Origin of the sequence: Paenibacillus sp. MMO-177, assembly GCF_037147795.1 — a bacterium.
In the GTDB taxonomy this organism is placed as follows: Bacteria; Bacillota; Bacilli; order Paenibacillales; family Paenibacillaceae; genus Pristimantibacillus.
In genome coordinates, this window is the sequence record NZ_JBBCUR010000002.1 from 199,747 (window position 1) to 215,900 (window position 16,154).

Consider the following 16,154-nt stretch of genomic DNA (forward strand, 5'->3'; position numbering starts at 1 on the left):
TGCAGCTCTTTTTGATTACTGGGGGAATTCATATGTCACTGATTAACGTATCGAATCTTACGTTTGCCCATGACGGCAGCTACGATAATATTTTTGAAAATGTCAGCTTTCAGCTTGATACGAGCTGGAAGCTGGGCTTTACAGGACGCAACGGCCGGGGAAAAACAACCTTTATGAACCTGCTGCTTGGCAAATACGAGTACAGCGGGCATATTTCGGCGAATGTAACGTTTGAGTACTTTCCGTTCCGGGTAGAGCATCCGGAATATCTGACGACGGATGTCGTAGAGGAGATTTACCCGGATTACCAGCAATGGGAGCTCATGCGCGAATTGACGCTGCTTCAGGTATCCGATGATGTCTTGTACCGGCCGTTCAATACGTTGTCGAACGGGGAACAGACGAAGGTGCTGCTTGCCGCTTTGTTCCTGAAAGAGAACAGCTTCCTGCTTATCGACGAACCAACCAACCACTTGGACATGAGCGCGCGGAAGCTGGTCAGCCAATATTTGAACGGCAAGAGCGGATTTATCCTCGTCTCCCATGACCGCACCTTCCTCGATCATTGCGTGGACCATATTCTCTCCATCAACCGAACGAATATCGAAATCCAGAAGGGCAATTTCACCGAGTGGTGGGAGAACAAAGAACGGCAGGATCAATACGAGCTGGCGGAGAACGATAAGCTGAAGAAAGATATTAAGCGGCTGTCGGATGCGGCGAAACGTACCAATAACTGGTCGCATGAAGTAGAGAAAACAAAGAACGGAACCAGAAATTCCGGCTCCAAGGTAGATAAAGGTTACATTGGACATAAAGCAGCTAAAATGATGAAGCGTTCGAAGTCGATGGAGCGGCGTCAGCAATCGGCCATTGACGAGAAGTCCATGCTGCTGAAAAATATCGAGTCTTCCGACAGCCTGAAGCTCGAGCAGCTCGTTTACCATAAGCCCCAGCTTCTGGAGCTGGAGCGGGTCTCGATTTATTACGGGGACAAGGAAGTATGCTCGGACATCAGCTTTACGATCGAGCAGGGGGAGCGTATCGCGCTTTCCGGCCGGAACGGCTCGGGCAAATCCAGTCTTCTTAAGCTCATCATCGGGGAAGATTTAACCTATACCGGGACATTCCGGAAGGGAAGCAACCTCAAGATCTCTTATGTATCCCAGGATACCTCCCACTTGCGGGGCAACTTGACGGATTACGCGAGAGAGCACGGAATCGACGAAAGTCTCTTTAAGGCTATTCTGCGCAAGTTGGATTTCTCCCGGATTCAGTTCGAAAAGGATATTTCCGCCTTCAGCGGAGGCCAGAAGAAGAAAGTCTTGATAGCGAAAAGCTTAAGCGAGAAAGCGCATCTCCATATATGGGATGAACCTTTGAATTTTATCGATGTCATCTCCCGCATGCAGATCGAAGAGCTTCTATTGGAGCATTCGCCAACTATACTATTTGTTGAGCATGACCGGGCCTTCTGCGAAAATATCGCAACCAAAATTGTTGAGTTGTAGCGGGGTAAAAAATAAGGCCGTCCTTCAGTTAAGAAGGGCGGCCTTGTTTGATGAAGGATAAAAAATAAAAGCCCCGTTTGGACAACGGGACGGATTTTACGATTGCGTATCAAAAAGAATCATGCTATAGTAATAAAACCTCTGCATGAAAAATTTATGTATGGGCGTAGATAGAACATCTTATCTACACTTATATAATATCATGCGGCGCATGCGGTTGTCAAATGTCAAACGTTTATTTTCGAGATTTTTTTAAAAAGTCGAGAAGGAGTGTGTTTATAGTTATGATGCAAAAAGAATGGGATCAGGAGCAAAGCCGTCTTCATGAAGTGAAAGATAAGCTGAAAGAAAAAATTGCGGAGCTCGAACCCGAAGTGGATCAGCTGTACGGTCAGGCTTCGAACATACGCAGGCACTTCTGGGAGGAAGTGACCGTCAACACGGCCTCGGATGAGGATTTCGAAGAAACGTTCTTCAGCATCAATCAGCAGGCCGCGTTATTGTCGGAGCGGGAGCGTACCCACGAGAAACGGCGGCAGCAATGGAAAAGCCTGAAACGGCTTCAGCAATCTCCGTATTTCGGACGCATTGATTTTAAGGAGGACGACATGATTGAGGCGGAACAGGTCTATATCGGATTGTCGTCTTTTCTGGCTTCGGACGGAATGAACTTCCTGATCTACGATTGGCGGACGCCGATCGCCAGCCTCTATTACGATTATTCACCGGGTCCCGCTTCCTACACGACGCCCGGCGGACAGATAACGGGAAATATGGAGCTTAAACGGCAGTACCAGATCAAGGATGGCAAGCTCCTTAATTTCTTTGATGCCAGCGTCACGATAGGCGATTCCATGCTGCAGCAGGTGCTTGGCCAAGGCGCCAATAACCAGATGAAAAGCATTGTAGCCACGATCCAGAAGGAACAAAACGCGATTATCCGCAATGATACCAGCCGGATGCTGATCGTGCAGGGAGTGGCCGGAAGCGGGAAAACCTCGGCTGCCCTTCAGCGTGCAGCGTATTTGCTATATAAACACAGGGAGCGGTTGACGGCTGACCAGATTGTTCTTTTCTCCCCCAATCCGATGTTTAACAGTTACGTTTCTACCGTTCTTCCCGAGCTTGGCGAGGAAAACATGCAGCAGACGACCTTCCAGGAATATTTGAACTACTGGCTCGGTGAGGCCATGAATCTGGAAGATCCGTTCGAACAAATCGAATATGTGCTGACGCAGGAGTCGGCGGTCGGATACGAAGCGCGGGTTGACGGTATCCGGTACAAAGCATCCGAAGCTTTCCTGATTGCGCTGCAGAAATACGCGGGATGGTTAAGCGAGGAAGGCATGTTGTTTAAGAGTATACGTTTCCGGGATCGCGAACTGATTACTTCGAAGCAATTATACGAGCAATTTTACGGTTATGACGCGTCTGTCCGCCTGGCTAACCGGATAATCTTGCTGCAGGAATGGGTATTGAAAGAGCTGCGGAAATTTGCGCGTAACGAACTGGCTGCGGAGTGGGTGGATAAAGAGCTTGATTACCTGGACAATGATCAGTACGTGGAGGCTTACAGCGAGATCTTGAAGAAGTTCCAGCGCGACGAAGAGCTGTTTGACGTTTCAGAACGTTATGCGAAAGCCCTGGACCGCGCCAACAAGTTTACGAATCAAGGCGAGGATCAAATCTTCGACTTCTCCGAACAGCAGGAAGACCTGCTGCGCCAGATGATCGTGAAGGAGCATTTCAAGCCTTTGCGCCGGATGGTGAAGAAAATGAAGTTCGTGGATGTAAACGGTCTTTACGCGCAGCTGTTTGACGAAGAGGGATCGGCCTACAGCCGAATGACCGAAGCTGCCGAAGTGCCTGCTAACTGGCCGGAGATTTGCAGGCAGACGAAGGAGAAGCTGGGCAACCAAGAGTTGTTTTACGAAGACGCAACCCCTTATCTGTTCTTGAAGGAATTAATTGAAGGCTCCCGGATGAATACGATTGTCCGCCATATCTTCGTGGATGAGGGCCAGGATTATTCGCCATTCCAGTATGCGTTCCTTAAGAAGCTCTTCCCGAATGCCCGCATGACCGTGCTTGGCGATTTCGGCCAGGCGATCTTTACCCAATCTTCCAAGTTGGGCGGAGGAGATTCTCCGCTGCTTAAGCTGTACGGGGAAGAGAACACCACTCTCATTCCGCTCTTGCAAAGCTACCGGTCGACGAAAGAGATCGTGGAGTTCACGCGGCTGATGCTCCCTGGCGGCGAAGAGATTGTTCCGTTCGAGCGTCATGGTGAAAAGCCGTTGATTACAACGGCTGGGAGCCGCGAAGCGCTGCTTCGCCAGCTTGTTCATGATCTGGAATCGCTCAAGGCGGAAGGTAACCGTTCAATCGCCGTTATCGCGAAGAACGCAGCCGAGAGCAAGGAAGCTTACGAGGCATTAACCTCATGCGGAATGGAATCTATTCGCCTGGTAACGACGGAAACTTTAACCTTCGAGTCCGGAATTATGGTTATCCCGGCTTATCTGGCCAAAGGAGTGGAATTCGACGCCGTCGCAATCTACGACGCATCGTCGGAGTCCTATAACCGCGAAAGCGAAAGGAAGCTGTTCTATACGGCGTGCACTCGCGCGATGCATCGGCTCCACCTCTACATTTGCGGGGAATGGGCGCCTTATTTGAATTCTCTGAGCAGTGAGCTATACGAGCTTCAGGTTTTGGAATAAGCATCGGCCAGTTCCGAGAAGTACCGGATCGTACAATCTCGAAAAGAAGCGGCAGCTTGAGTCAGGTACCGTCCCTTGGGCCAATGAAGCGAGATGGAACGTTCGCAATACCCTTCCTTCAAAGGGATGGTAACTACATCAGGTCCGGTTGAACCTCCCCAGGTGATGGCCGGAAGAAAAGCAAGGCCTTGACCAGCCCGAATGAGACCGCGGACAGTGGCCGGATCGTCGCTTTCGAACTGAATGCGAGGCGTGAAGCCGGCAAGCCGGCAGAAAGCGTCCGTTGTCTCGCGCAGCGATTTGCCGGGAGGGAGGCTGATGAATCGTTCCTCCTTCAATTCCTCCAGGCTGATCCGGTCGCGCTTCGCAAGACGATGCTCGGAAGGAAGCGCAACGACAATCTTCTCCCGCAGCAAGGCGACCGAATGACAGCCGGGAGGAGGAACGGCGCCGTCTGACAGGCATAAATCAAAGTCAAAAGCGTGTTCGCTTGGCAACGCATGCTGAAGCAAATGGAATTGCGTATCCGGCTTGTTCTTACGGTATTCGGCAAGGAGACCCGGAAGGAGATGAGAGGAGACGCGTACATCAAGCGTAATGTATTCGGAAGGAGACTCAACCAAATCCTGCAGCTCCCGCTTTCCATCCTCCAAAGATTGAAGCGCGATATCCACTTTGCTCAGAAAATGAATGCCATGCTCGTTAAGCCGGATTGATTTGTTGGTGCGCTCGAACAGCTTTACTCCCAGCTCCGCTTCGAGGGAAGCGATCGTTTTGCTAAGGGCAGGCTGGGAGATATGCAAATGCCGTGCAGCTTGCGTCATATGCTGCAATCGCGCGGTCGTCTGAAAATATTTCAATTGCAGGAGCTCCATTGGATTCACCTATTCTTTCTTTTTCGTTATAACCTGTAGTTTATAATTGCTATGCCTAAATATATATTAGAGTTCATGGATTCTCAAGACTATAATGGTCACATCACAATACGGATGGGAGAATGGCTCTATTGATTATTCAAACGTCATCTGGACACGTAAAAGGCGTTCAATTAAACGGATGTTATGCATATAGAGGGATTCCTTATGCTGCAGCACCGGTCGGAAAGCTGAGGTTTAAACCGCCTCAAGTCCCTCCGGCATGGGAGGGAGTTCGGGACTGCCGTTCTTTTGGGCCAATCGCACATCAGAGTGTAGACCCTAACCGTACTTTTCCGGAGCTTGCGTATTCGGAGGACTGTTTGAATCTGAATGTCTGGACATCCGGTCCTGGCAAGCAGCTTCGTCCTGTTCTTGTATATATCCATGGTGGCGGATTTATAGGCGGGAAGGGTGCGGACTGCGACGGCAGCCGCTATGCCGCGGAAGAAGATTTTGTATTCGTCTCGCTGAACTACCGGCTTGGAGCGCTAGGTTTTCTTGCCTTGGAGGAGATTCTTGGCGAGAAATATGCAACATCCGGAAATAACGGCATGCTGGACATTATCGCTGCGCTGCGCTGGGTACAGACCAATATTGCCGCCTTTGGCGGAGATCCTGCCCGCGTGACCGTGATGGGGAATTCCGCCGGTGCCAAGTGTACGGCAACCTTGTATACGATGAAGGCTGCCGAAGGACTGTTCCATCGGGCTGTAGCCCAAAGCGGGGCGACTCAATCCATAAGGGACAAGAAGACGGCCGCCTTAACGGCTAGCCGGCTTCTTCATGCGTTAGGGCTGAAGCCGGAAGAAGCGGAGCGGCTTCTTGAACTGCCTGCGGAGCAGCTGATCCAGGCTCAGATGAAGGTAGGACCGGACACGGCCGGCAATCTTCATATGTTTGGGCCCGTTGCGGACGGCATTCTTATTCCTATTGACCCCATCCGGTATCTCACAGAAGCAGAGAAGCTGCCGCCGCTCTTGATCGGATCAAACGAGGACGAAGCGGCATCGTTTATCTTTTATGATCCGGGCTTACAGAAGCCTGATGCAGACACGTTAAGTAGACTGTTTGGCGAGAATCAGCAGGAGGTATGGCATTCCTTCTTCCGTCATTCCGAGACGTTACCCGTGGAAAAGGCATGGAGCAAAGCGTTGACCGAGCATTTGTATGCGATTGGCTGCATGCAGCTCGCGCAAGCGGTTGCGGCTTCGGGAGCGCCGGTATGGATGTACAGGCTAACGTACGGAGGCTGGCTAGGAGCCATTCACGGTTACGAAGGAAGCTTGATTAACTTTGCGGAAAACCCAAAGCGTGATCTCTCCAATGAAGCAAACGATCCTTATTTCATTGCGGATGAAGCCGCAGGTCTAGCTGCCGGCATGCGCGCAGGGTGGAACGCGTTCATCCGCTGCGGTGACCCGAATACCCCTGAGCTGCCGGAATGGCCGGAATATGGTCCTAATCAATCCGTCATGATGCTTCAGCTGAATAGCTTTGTTCAAGAGAACTTAACGCCGCCAATAGGGATTTCCGTGCAGCATCAGGTTTGGAGGACGTAAGAGATGATATTTGTCGAAGTGACAGCCGCAATGCTGCTTCTAGGGCTACTGCTTGGATTTGTTGGGGCAGGGGGATCGGGCTTTATTATTGCGATCTTAACGGTTGCATTCGGTTATCCGATTCATACGGCGCTTGGCACGGCTCTTGCGGCTATGTTCTTTTCTTCGTTATCCGGGTCTGTCAGCCATTATCGCGAAGGCAATATGATTCTGAAGACCGGCGCCATTGTTGGCCTGGCAGGCGCGGCAGGCGCCTGGGTCAGCTCGGGCTGGTCTTCCTTTATTCCGGAGGACAAGTTAGGCTGGATGACTTCGGGCATGCTGTTCAGCTCCGGTCTGGCTCTCTGGTTCAGAATGGTCTATCAGGCTAAGCATGGCGAGAAAAGTTCGTCCGCTCCAGTGAAAACCAGCGGCATGAAGTTCTATGCGTCAGCTGTCTCAATCGGATTAGTTACAGGGGCATTGTCTGGACTGTTCGGGATTGGCTCAACGCCCTTTATCCAGCTTGGGCTTATGCTCCTTCTTGGCATGTCCATGCGTTTCGCGGCAGGAACGACAATGCTCGTTATTATGCCTATCGCATTAGCGGGAGGAGCCGGTTATTACTCTGTCGGCTATCTGGACATTCAACTGCTTATCGCCGTTGTGATCGGCACGATGCTAGGCTCTTATACCGGCGCGAAATTCACGAAACGCGTGCCGGCGGTTATGCTCAAAACCTGCATGGTGTTAACGCCAATGCTTGGCGCTGCGATTTTGCTCATTTAAAAAGGACTCCGGAAGGGTTGCATCGAACTCCTTATTATCCTAATGCGACTGAAGGGGGCTGAATTGCAAGTGAGCAAGAATACTGCGTTAATGGTTATCGATGTTCAGAACGGCATGTTTCTGGAGGAGTATCCCATCCACGAAGATGAAAGGCTGTTAAACCGTATTAACCTGCTTCTCGCCAAGGCGCGGGAAAGTCAGATTCCGGTTATCTATGTACAGCATAACGAAGAACAGGGAGCTCCGCTGGAGACTCATTCACAGGGATGGGAGATACACTCCGCCATCGCGCCGGCCCCTCAAGATCTTGTTATTCAGAAATACGAGCCGGATTCTTTCCACGAGACAAATCTTCAGGAGGAACTGACCGCCAGAGGGATTAATAAGCTGGTTCTGTCCGGTCTGCAGACGGACTGTTGCATTGACGCGACATCCCGCCGAGCGGTTGAACTGGGCTACGACGTGACGGTAGTAAAGGATGCTCACAGCACATGCGGACAAGGCTCCCGCAGCGCGGCGCAGATCATTGACGAGTACAACCAGTCATTTGCCGAACGGGTCAATCTCATCGAAACATCAGGGGTTGAATTTAATTAACTACGTTAATTATAGGTTGAATTTAGTTAATGGAGTTAATTATTAATCACACGAATAACAAAGGAGTCTGCCGAACAGATGGGTTATATCGAAGAAGTAACCAAGGACTTATATCATTACCTTCCTCCATTAACGGGCAAGGATGACCTGGATTCGTTCTGGAGCGCTACGATTGAACAGGCAAAGTCAGTGCCGCTTCAGCCGGAACGGACAGAGATAAATTATTCCAGCAAGCATGTCAAGGTATATGATATCGCGTTTAACGGCTTGGATGAGACAAGAATCCGCGGCTGGCTAATTGTCCCCGCCTTTCTGAAGCAAGAAAAATATCCGTGCCTTATCCATTACCATGGCTTCTCGGGAAGCCGCGGAGAGCCTGCCGGCCATATGCATTGGGTGATGATGGGCATGGCTGTTCTTGCGGTGGATTGCCGGGACCAGGGAGGCCCGACGGGCAACGGCGCCAGCTACACGCATGGCTTCCTGTCGAATGTCGCCAGCAAAGGCGTACATAACAAATGGGAATATTACTACCGTTATGCCTATATGGACTGTCTGAAGGCCGTCGATTTTGCATGCGCGCAGGCGGATATTGATGCCGACAAATTGATCATCGAAGGCGGAAGCCAAGGCGGGGCGCTCGGCATGGCGGTCGTTGCGCTGGACAACCGTCCGAAGCTCGCCATGGTGGATGTTCCGAGCAACAGCAATCTGGTAGCCCGCATTGAAGGGAATCACGGGGCGTTTGGCGCGGTAGCCGAATATTTGAAGCGGCATCCGGAACAAACCGATCTTGTCATGGACAACTTAAGCTATTTCGATACGATGAATCTGGCACATCGGATTGCTTGCCCGGTGCTTGCCTCGGTTGCTCTTAAGGACGAGACTTGTCCGGCCCAAATGTATTTTGCCACCTACAACCGCATTCGGACGGAGAAAGAGATCGTCATTTATCCGTTTAACGGGCATGAGGGCGGAGGCGGCAGGCAGACCGAGGTAAAACTGGCCTATCTAGCAGAGCATTTCAGCGAATGGTTTGAATAAAGGAAAGCAAAAGGAGCTTACGACCGACGATATCTCGTTGGCATAAGCTCCTTTTTTGTTTATGGCAAAGTCGCGAGATACGGCTTCACGGTTCTGGCCAATAAATAACTGCTTGATGCGTCCCAGTTAATCGACCAGGTCATCGCGCCGCGGAAATCCGGATATTTCGCTACCGGTTTATACGTGCCGCAATCACTGCCGGTAGCCAGACATTTAACCGCCTGGTTCACAACCGACGGAGCGACATAACCGCCGCCTGCCGCCGATGTGGTAGCCGGTACGCCGATACCGAGCTGCGATGGGGCAACCCATTGCAAAGTGAGGTCGGAAAGGGCTGTCAGGAAATCAACGGTTCCTTGGGAGTAACATTTGCCGTCACGGCCCAGCATGCAGCCTGAATTATAGTACTGAACATTAATGACCGAAGTAATGTCCTTCAGGTTGTTATAGAGCTGCATATATGAAGTATTCGCATTCTGCATATCAATGGTTTGAGGCGCCATGGTCAGAACAAATCCGGAGCCGACTTTTTGCTGAAGCTGTCGGACCGCGGAGGTGAGATTCGATACATTCATGCCATTCTCCAGGTCGATATCGATGCCGTCAAAACCAAACTGGGTGATGAGAGCGTACATGCTGTCCACAAAGTTCGTTACGTTAGGCGAAGCGCTATTCAAGTTAATATTGCCTTTCTCGCCGCCAACGGACAAAATGACTTTTTTGCCTTGCGAATGCTTCTGGCTGATATCACTGATTAGGTTGGCGTTGGTATAGCCGCCAAGCGCCGAGGATAAGCTCGAATCCACGCTGAACGTGACTCCGCCGGGTTTGGCCTGGTCCATCTCGGCAAAGGAGACAACGATAATATCGTATTCGCTTGGCACATCGCCGAGCTTCACGTTAGTAGCGCCATTCACGAAGTTCTGCCAGTAACCGGTCAGCGTATGCTTCGGCAGACTGCCGCCTCCCGTATTCGCTGGACTTGTAGTGACGCTTAAAGTATTACTTGCTGCGGATACATTGCCGGCTGCGTCTTTCGCTTTGACCGTAAAGCTATAGGCCGTAGAAGCGGTGAGTCCCGTAACCGTAGCGGTTGTGCCTGTAACGGAAAGGGCGAGCGTGGCACCTCTATAGACATCATAGCCGGTTACTCCGACATTATCGGTGGAGGCATTCCAAGCGAGCGATACGCTGGTTGAAGTCGTTGCCGTCGATCGCAAATTGGCAGGGGCGGAAGGGGCTGTCTGATCGGAAGCCGGGGCCGAAGTTGTGGCATTAACCGCGGTGCTGGCTGCCGAGGAGTTACCGGCCGCATCCTTCGCTTTTACGGTATAGGAGTATGAGGTATTGGCGCTAAGTCCCGTGTTCGTAAAAGTAAGAGTGCTGCTGTTCGTGCTGCCTGCAAGCGTGGCTCCGCGATAAACATCATAGCCGGTTACACCGACATTATCGGTAGATGCATTCCAGGCTATCGTAATGCTTGATGAGGTGGTAGCCGTAACCCGGACATTACCCGGTACGCTTGGTGATGTCGTGTCTCCGCCGCCTTGGACAGGGCTCCACAAAGCAGGTACAACGGGCGGTTCCCAGCCTGTGAGGGAAGTGTGGCTCTGGATGCATTTGTAAGTCGTGCCGTTGTATGTAACGGTGTCGTTTACGGCATAGGACACATTTGGTGCCCAGGCACCTCTGTCCGCCGCATTTGCCGCCGTAGGAATAAACGTCAGCAGCATGGCAAGAGCCAAAACAAGGGATAGCAGTCTGCGGGTGAAGGCGTGATGAGGACTTACTTTGGTCATCATTAATTCCTCCTATTCATCCTGAACTATCTTGCAGGACTATTATGAAATGGCAAAGCGTTTCTCTCAAGGAGGAAAAACGTACGATCCCGGGATACTATTTCATTCGGAGAGTGACGCCATATGGTTACCCTGTATTAGCATTGGACCCATTTATTTGACAAGCTGTCTATTACTCGTGTTCTAGCCGCAGACGCAGGCTGGACGGCGGGCTTCTAATTAAATTTCTTAAATAAAGAGTTGCAAGCCGTTAGGTTTGCAACTTTTTTTCTGCTCAGATGATGCTATACTTATAAGACTGGAATTTTGCGATAAACCGACAGTCATGAGGTGTAGTAGGATAATGAACGAGAATGATCTTAGAATCATAAAGACGAAGAAGGCTTTGCATGAGGCTTTGCTTGCCTTGCTAAAAAAGCAGACATTGGAGTCCATCTCCGTCTCCATGCTGTGCCGGGAGGCCGGCGTCAATCGGGGAACCTTTTATTTGCATTACAATGATGTAGGAGCATTGTTCGACGAGCATCTGAATAGCTTGCTCAAGGATTTGGAGGAGTCTTATTACGAGCCTTACCGGCAAGTGGCCGAATTGAATCACAGCTTGCTCGACCCTAGTTCCATCCGGATTTTCCACCATGTGAAGAAGTACCAGCCCTTCTATGAAATCGTGTTTGACAAAAGATCTTCTATTTCCTACTACTACTCTTTATTCGAGAAGATTAAGGCTCTTATCATTGAAAGCACCGGGCTAAGCGGGCAGAGCAATATGTTTCTTGTTGCTTATCAGGTGAATGCTATCATGGGGCTGTTGATTCAATGGAATGAGGAAGGCTTCAGCCAGACGCCTGAGCATATGAGCGGGCAGTTGAGCCATATTTTCAAAACGATGTATCAAGCTCCAGTCCATTGAAAGTGAAACCGCGGGGAACGCGGTTTTTTTTGTTTCCGCATTAAAAATAAATCGCTTGACTTTCCGCAGCGTTCCTACGGGGGCTTGACAGCCGTGTGATATAGTAAGAAGCGAATGAACGTTTCAGGGGAGGAAATAATGTTCCAATATAATGATCAAACCTATACAGGCGTTAACTTTGGTACGCAAGATTTAAGATTTGGCGAGCTGATCGGCTGCACGTTTGTCCGCTGCTCGTTCGCGGGCGGTTCATTGGAGGAGCTAAGTTCAATAAACTGCAGATTCGTCGAATGCGATTTCCGCGGCGCTATGCTAAACGGTTCGATTCATAAAGAATCTGCGTTCGAGAATTGCAATTTTAACGGGGCTAATCTGTTTGTGGTCAAATTTGACGCATGCAAAATGACGGGGTCGGACTTCACCAACTCCACGATGGACGGGATCAGCATCGTACAGGGAGATTGGTCATACACCAACTTGCGGCATGCGAGGCTAGTGAAGCAGGATCTGAGAGGAATCAAGTTTCATGAGGCGGATATGTCCGGCGCGAATTTGGAGAAAGCCGATCTGCGGGATTCCGATCTGTCGATGGCCGTGCTGGCCAAAGCGACGCTGCAAGATACCGACGTAAGAGGGGCAAAGATGGAAGGTGTGGATTTTAAATCTTTCTCGGTTGCAGGCTTGAGAATGGACCGTGAGCAAACCGTCTTATTTGCGCTATCGCATGGGGCAAAGATTAAGTGAATGTGAGGTGCACGCGCTACAGCAACAATTACCGCTTGCTTCTCGTTTAAAGAGTAATATCTGGCAATACGCTTTTTGGGGAGTGGCAGGAATGAAGAGAATAACCGTTTCGAAAATGCTCGTTATCGCCTTAACGCTTAGTATGGTGGCCATCCTTCTAAGCGTAATTGCATTGGGCTACTTGCTAAGCACGATTTAAAGTTGTTTTCTAACGAAGAATAAACCGCTTGACGGTTTATTCTAATCAAAGTTATTATAGACACATGAAGTCTGTGATTAGGAGCTTATCATCATGAAATATTCAAAGGCGACGAACTATGCTTTACACACCATGGCCTTCCTCATTGCCGCAGCGCCGGACAGACCGGTTGGCGTTCAGCAGCTTGCGGATAAGCAAGGCTTATCACCTACGTACCTTTCGAAGATTCTGACCAAGCTGGTAAAGGCGGGGCTGATTGAGTCGGCATCCGGAGCAAATGGCGGTTATCGTCTGAGAGGGAAGAAGGAAGACATTTCCTTTCTGGACGTTATTCATGCGATTGAAGGGACTACTTCGATCTTCGAATGCTGCGGCAGCGGAAATCCGGAATGCCATATTCACCAAGTAATGCTCACGGCTGAGGATGCCATGGAGCAGCATTTGAGAAATGCGAAGCTTGTGGATTTGATGAAATAAAGCTGCATTGTCTTGGCGTTTAATAGGGCAATGCCCTCTTTCTGCTCGAATCACAGATATTATGAGTCTATGAAGTCTACGATATTTATAAACAAGGAGGAACATTATGAGATACGATGTTGCCATTATAGGAGGCGGACCGGCTGGCTTAAACGCGGCACTTGTGCTGGGCAGGGCAAGAAAGACGGTTGCCATATTTGACAACGCGTTGCCAAGAAACAGGGTAACGCATGCTTCACATGGATTTATTACGAGGGACGGGGTTAAACCAGCTGAATTCCGGCGTATTGCATATGAAGAGGTGCTTGGTTATCCGACGGTCAAGCATTGGGAGATTGGCGTTACGGATATCCGGAGGTCCGAAGAAGGATTCGTCATAGGTACCTCGTCAGGAGATCAAGTGCAAGCGGGTAAGATTATCTTATCGGGAGGACTGAGAGAGGAGCTGCCCGAGATTAAGGACATCAAGGAGTATTACGGGAAAAGCCTATTCGCCTGCCCGTTCTGCGATGGCTGGGAGTTAAGAGATCAAGCGCTGGTTGTCATATCGGATCAACCGCATGCCTTTCATAAAATCAAGCTGCTCCAGAACTGGAGCCGCGATTGTATCGTATGCACGAATGGAACCGCTGAAGCTCTGGATGCTGAACAGCGTGAGCAGCTTGCAGCCAGAGGCATCCCTGTTATCGATACGCCAATCTCGTCATTGTCCGGTCAAAATGGCATGCTGGAGCGGGTACATTTTACGGATGGCACGTCAATTGAACGCAGCGGAGGCTTCATTGATCCGGCTCAAATTCCAAATCTCGATTATAGCGAGGCATTGGGTTATGAAACGAAGGATAACGGAGCTATTATCACGAATGAGATGGGTAAAACGACGGCTGAAGGCGTGTATGCCGCAGGGGATTCCGCTTATGTGATGCCTTCGCAATTGATTTATGCCGCTGCTTCCGGCAGCAAGGCTGCTATGGCCGTAATGGCGGATTTGACGGAAGAAAATTGGAAGCTGCTTTAAAGAGAGGATTGGGACATGACCGAATTTTGGGAAGCAAGCTTTGTTGAGCATCAGACGATGTGGGGATATGAGCCTTCGGACTCGGCTGTCCTTATCAAGGACTTTTTCCTCGAGAAGAAGGTGAAGGATATTTTGATACCCGGTATCGGGTATGGAAGAAACGCAAAGATATTTTTAGATAACGGCATACAGGTGACGGGGATCGAGATATCCAAAACGGCCATTGACCTGGCAAAAGAAGCCGGGCTGCCCATTCCGATCTTTCACGGTTCAGTAGCGGAAATGCCTTTTGATAACAAGCGGTATGACGGGATTTACTGTTACGCGCTTATTCATTTGCTGAATCGCAAGGAAAGAGAAAAGTTTATTAAGGATTGCTGCAATCAGTTAAAGCCGGGCGGTTATATGGTTTTCACTACGATATCCAAGGATGCTCCGATGTACGGAAAGGGCAAGCGGCTGGACAAGGACTATTACGAGATTATGGAAGGTCTTAAGATGTTCTTTTACGATGCGGAATCGATCCGTCAAGAGTTCGGGCATTATGGGCTGTTCGAAATAACGGAAATGGCAGAGCCTAACAAACACGCTCCCAATAAACCTTCCTTCCCTTTTCTGATGCTAAAATGTCAAAAACGATAATTGGCATGCGAAACGGCAGCCTTTGCTGTCGTTTTTGCGTTGCGGACCGTTATAATAGATAAGGTGGAAGGAGTGTAATCATGAAGGTTATTGTTATTGGAGCGGGGATTCTTGGCGCATCGACGGCTTACCAACTGGCGAAGTCCGGCGCCGAGGTTCTGATTATAGATCGCAAAGACATGGGACAAGCTACGGATGCCGCGGCCGGCATCATCTGTCCATGGCTGTCGCAAAGACGGAATAAAGCCTGGTACGAGCTTGTCAAAGGCGGAGCGCGTTATTATCCGGCATTAATTGCGGATTTGGAAGCAGAAGGCGAGACCGATACCGGTTACGCCCGGGTAGGTGCCCTCAGCATACATACGGATCCTGATAAAATCGAAAAAATGTCGGAGCGGGCTTACGCCAAGCGGCAAGATGCGCCGGAAATCGGCAGTATCGCTTCCCTTGACGAGAACGCAACTAGAGAAAGGTTCCCGCTGCTTGCGGAAGGTTATTCTTCCGTTCATATTGGCGGGGCTGCGCGGGTGGACGGACGGGCGCTTCGCGATGCGCTAATACGGTCGGCGATTCGAAACGGGGCGGAATTTATTGTCGGTGACGCTAGAATTGAATTCGAGTTGAACAAGGTTACGGGCGTAACGTTAGGTTCTACCTTCTACAGGGCAGATAAGGTTGTCGTATGCGCAGGAGCTTGGGCGGGAGCTTTGCTGCAGCCTCTTGGGTTGGATTTCCAAGTCAGCTATCAGAAAGCCCAAATTATGCACGTACAGCTGGAGAACAAGGAGCATCAGACCGGCAGCTGGCCTGTTATTATGCCGCCAACGGATCAGTATCTTCTTGCTTTTGACGAGCAGCGAATTGTTATTGGGGCGACTCACGAAAACGACATTACCGGTTATGATACTCGCGTAACGCCTGGAGGTATGCAAGAGGTTTTGAATAAAGGTTTATCCCTTGCTCCGGAGCTTGCAAACAGTACATTCCTGGAGATGCGCGTGGGCTTCCGGCCGTTTACGGCGGATTTCCTGCCGGTGTTTGGTGCCGTTCCGGGTTGGGATAATCTTCTTGCGGGTAACGGATTAGGCGCATCCGGCTTAACGGCAGGCCCGTTTATCGGCAGCCAGCTTGCGAAGCTCGCTTTAGGGATGGGGATTGAGCTGGACCCTGACCTTTACGAGATTCGAAAAGCGTTGGGACAGACTAGCGCTGAATAGAGGAAATGGAGTAAAGGCAGTCCGATGGA

General features: G+C 50.3%; 14 protein-coding genes. 12 read left to right on the forward strand and 2 right to left on the reverse strand.

Annotation, left to right across the window (positions count from 1 at the left end):
* The first annotated feature begins 32 nt into the window (after positions 1 to 32).
* Positions 33 to 1,511 (forward strand): Lsa family ABC-F type ribosomal protection protein, encoded by a 1,479-nt coding sequence (locus tag WFK81_RS06580; RefSeq protein ID WP_336785659.1) that lies wholly within the window; start codon positions 33 to 35, stop codon positions 1,509 to 1,511.
* A 284-nt stretch (positions 1,512 to 1,795) separates the two neighbouring features.
* Positions 1,796 to 4,234 (forward strand): RNA polymerase recycling motor HelD, encoded by a 2,439-nt coding sequence (gene helD / locus WFK81_RS06585; RefSeq protein WP_336785660.1) that lies wholly within the window; start codon positions 1,796 to 1,798, stop codon positions 4,232 to 4,234.
* On the opposite strand, the gene WFK81_RS06590 is transcribed toward helD, so the two are convergent.
* Positions 4,219 to 5,094 carry a LysR family transcriptional regulator gene (locus tag WFK81_RS06590; RefSeq protein WP_336785661.1) on the reverse strand — a complete coding sequence of 292 codons (876 nt, stop codon included), beginning with the start codon at positions 5,092 to 5,094 and terminating at the stop codon, positions 4,219 to 4,221. The genes helD and WFK81_RS06590 overlap by 16 nt on opposite strands.
* A gap of 137 nt (positions 5,095 to 5,231) precedes the next feature.
* Between WFK81_RS06590 and WFK81_RS06595 the strand changes: the two genes are divergently transcribed.
* From WFK81_RS06595 to WFK81_RS06610, 4 genes are all read left to right on the forward strand, one after another.
* Complete coding sequence (locus WFK81_RS06595; RefSeq protein WP_336785662.1) at positions 5,232 to 6,710, forward strand: carboxylesterase/lipase family protein; 1,479 nt, start codon at positions 5,232 to 5,234, stop codon at positions 6,708 to 6,710.
* 3 nt (positions 6,711 to 6,713) lie between these two features.
* Complete coding sequence (locus WFK81_RS06600) at positions 6,714 to 7,478, forward strand: sulfite exporter TauE/SafE family protein (protein ID WP_336785663.1); 765 nt, start codon at positions 6,714 to 6,716, stop codon at positions 7,476 to 7,478.
* 69 nt (positions 7,479 to 7,547) lie between these two features.
* Positions 7,548 to 8,075: a cysteine hydrolase family protein gene (locus WFK81_RS06605; protein ID WP_336785664.1), complete on the forward strand. Its 528-nt coding sequence runs from the start codon at positions 7,548 to 7,550 to the stop codon at positions 8,073 to 8,075.
* Between the two features lie 78 nt (positions 8,076 to 8,153).
* Positions 8,154 to 9,119, forward strand: a complete 966-nt coding sequence (locus WFK81_RS06610) for an acetylxylan esterase (protein WP_336785665.1) — start codon at positions 8,154 to 8,156, stop codon at positions 9,117 to 9,119.
* 59 nt (positions 9,120 to 9,178) lie between these two features.
* On the opposite strand, the gene WFK81_RS06615 is transcribed toward WFK81_RS06610, so the two are convergent.
* Positions 9,179 to 10,852: a fibronectin type III domain-containing protein gene (locus WFK81_RS06615; protein WP_442956043.1), complete on the reverse strand. Its 1,674-nt coding sequence runs from the start codon at positions 10,850 to 10,852 to the stop codon at positions 9,179 to 9,181.
* 409 nt (positions 10,853 to 11,261) lie between these two features.
* Here WFK81_RS06615 and WFK81_RS06620 point away from each other — a divergent pair, with 409 nt between their 5' ends.
* The 6 genes from WFK81_RS06620 (at position 11,262) to WFK81_RS06645 (ending at position 16,125) form a co-directional block, all read left to right on the forward strand.
* Positions 11,262 to 11,828: a TetR/AcrR family transcriptional regulator gene (locus WFK81_RS06620; RefSeq protein ID WP_336785667.1), complete on the forward strand. Its 567-nt coding sequence runs from the start codon at positions 11,262 to 11,264 to the stop codon at positions 11,826 to 11,828.
* A gap of 138 nt (positions 11,829 to 11,966) precedes the next feature.
* Positions 11,967 to 12,572 carry a pentapeptide repeat-containing protein gene (locus tag WFK81_RS06625; RefSeq protein WP_336785668.1) on the forward strand — a complete coding sequence of 202 codons (606 nt, stop codon included), beginning with the start codon at positions 11,967 to 11,969 and terminating at the stop codon, positions 12,570 to 12,572.
* A 292-nt stretch (positions 12,573 to 12,864) separates the two neighbouring features.
* Positions 12,865 to 13,248 carry an Rrf2 family transcriptional regulator gene (locus WFK81_RS06630; RefSeq protein ID WP_336785669.1) on the forward strand — a complete coding sequence of 128 codons (384 nt, stop codon included), beginning with the start codon at positions 12,865 to 12,867 and terminating at the stop codon, positions 13,246 to 13,248.
* A 106-nt stretch (positions 13,249 to 13,354) separates the two neighbouring features.
* Positions 13,355 to 14,266, forward strand: coding sequence for an NAD(P)/FAD-dependent oxidoreductase (locus WFK81_RS06635; RefSeq protein ID WP_336785670.1), 912 nt, complete (start codon positions 13,355 to 13,357; stop codon positions 14,264 to 14,266).
* Between the two features lie 15 nt (positions 14,267 to 14,281).
* A complete protein-coding gene (locus tag WFK81_RS06640; RefSeq protein ID WP_336785671.1) occupies positions 14,282 to 14,908 on the forward strand; it encodes a class I SAM-dependent methyltransferase in 627 nt (208 codons plus the stop codon).
* Between the two features lie 77 nt (positions 14,909 to 14,985).
* Positions 14,986 to 16,125 (forward strand): NAD(P)/FAD-dependent oxidoreductase, encoded by a 1,140-nt coding sequence (locus WFK81_RS06645; protein ID WP_336786430.1) that lies wholly within the window; start codon positions 14,986 to 14,988, stop codon positions 16,123 to 16,125.
* Positions 16,126 to 16,154 lie beyond the last annotated feature (29 nt).

What these genes read in the sequence shown, in the direction of transcription:
- WFK81_RS06580 (WP_336785659.1), top strand. Translation starts at nt 33, where the DNA reads ATGTCACTGATTAACGTATCGAATCTTACGTTTGCCCATGACGGCAGC.
- WFK81_RS06615 (WP_442956043.1), bottom strand. Translation starts at nt 10,852, where the DNA reads ATGCTGCTGACGTTTATTCCTACGGCGGCAAATGCGGCGGACAGAGGT.
- WFK81_RS06625 (WP_336785668.1), top strand. Translation starts at nt 11,967, where the DNA reads ATGTTCCAATATAATGATCAAACCTATACAGGCGTTAACTTTGGTACG.
- WFK81_RS06630 (WP_336785669.1), top strand. Translation starts at nt 12,865, where the DNA reads ATGAAATATTCAAAGGCGACGAACTATGCTTTACACACCATGGCCTTC.
- helD (WP_336785660.1), top strand. Translation starts at nt 1,796, where the DNA reads ATGATGCAAAAAGAATGGGATCAGGAGCAAAGCCGTCTTCATGAAGTG.
- WFK81_RS06640 (WP_336785671.1), top strand. Translation starts at nt 14,282, where the DNA reads ATGACCGAATTTTGGGAAGCAAGCTTTGTTGAGCATCAGACGATGTGG.
- WFK81_RS06620 (WP_336785667.1), top strand. Translation starts at nt 11,262, where the DNA reads ATGAACGAGAATGATCTTAGAATCATAAAGACGAAGAAGGCTTTGCAT.
- WFK81_RS06635 (WP_336785670.1), top strand. Translation starts at nt 13,355, where the DNA reads ATGAGATACGATGTTGCCATTATAGGAGGCGGACCGGCTGGCTTAAAC.
- WFK81_RS06610 (WP_336785665.1), top strand. Translation starts at nt 8,154, where the DNA reads ATGGGTTATATCGAAGAAGTAACCAAGGACTTATATCATTACCTTCCT.
- WFK81_RS06600 (WP_336785663.1), top strand. Translation starts at nt 6,714, where the DNA reads ATGATATTTGTCGAAGTGACAGCCGCAATGCTGCTTCTAGGGCTACTG.
- WFK81_RS06595 (WP_336785662.1), top strand. Translation starts at nt 5,232, where the DNA reads ATGGCTCTATTGATTATTCAAACGTCATCTGGACACGTAAAAGGCGTT.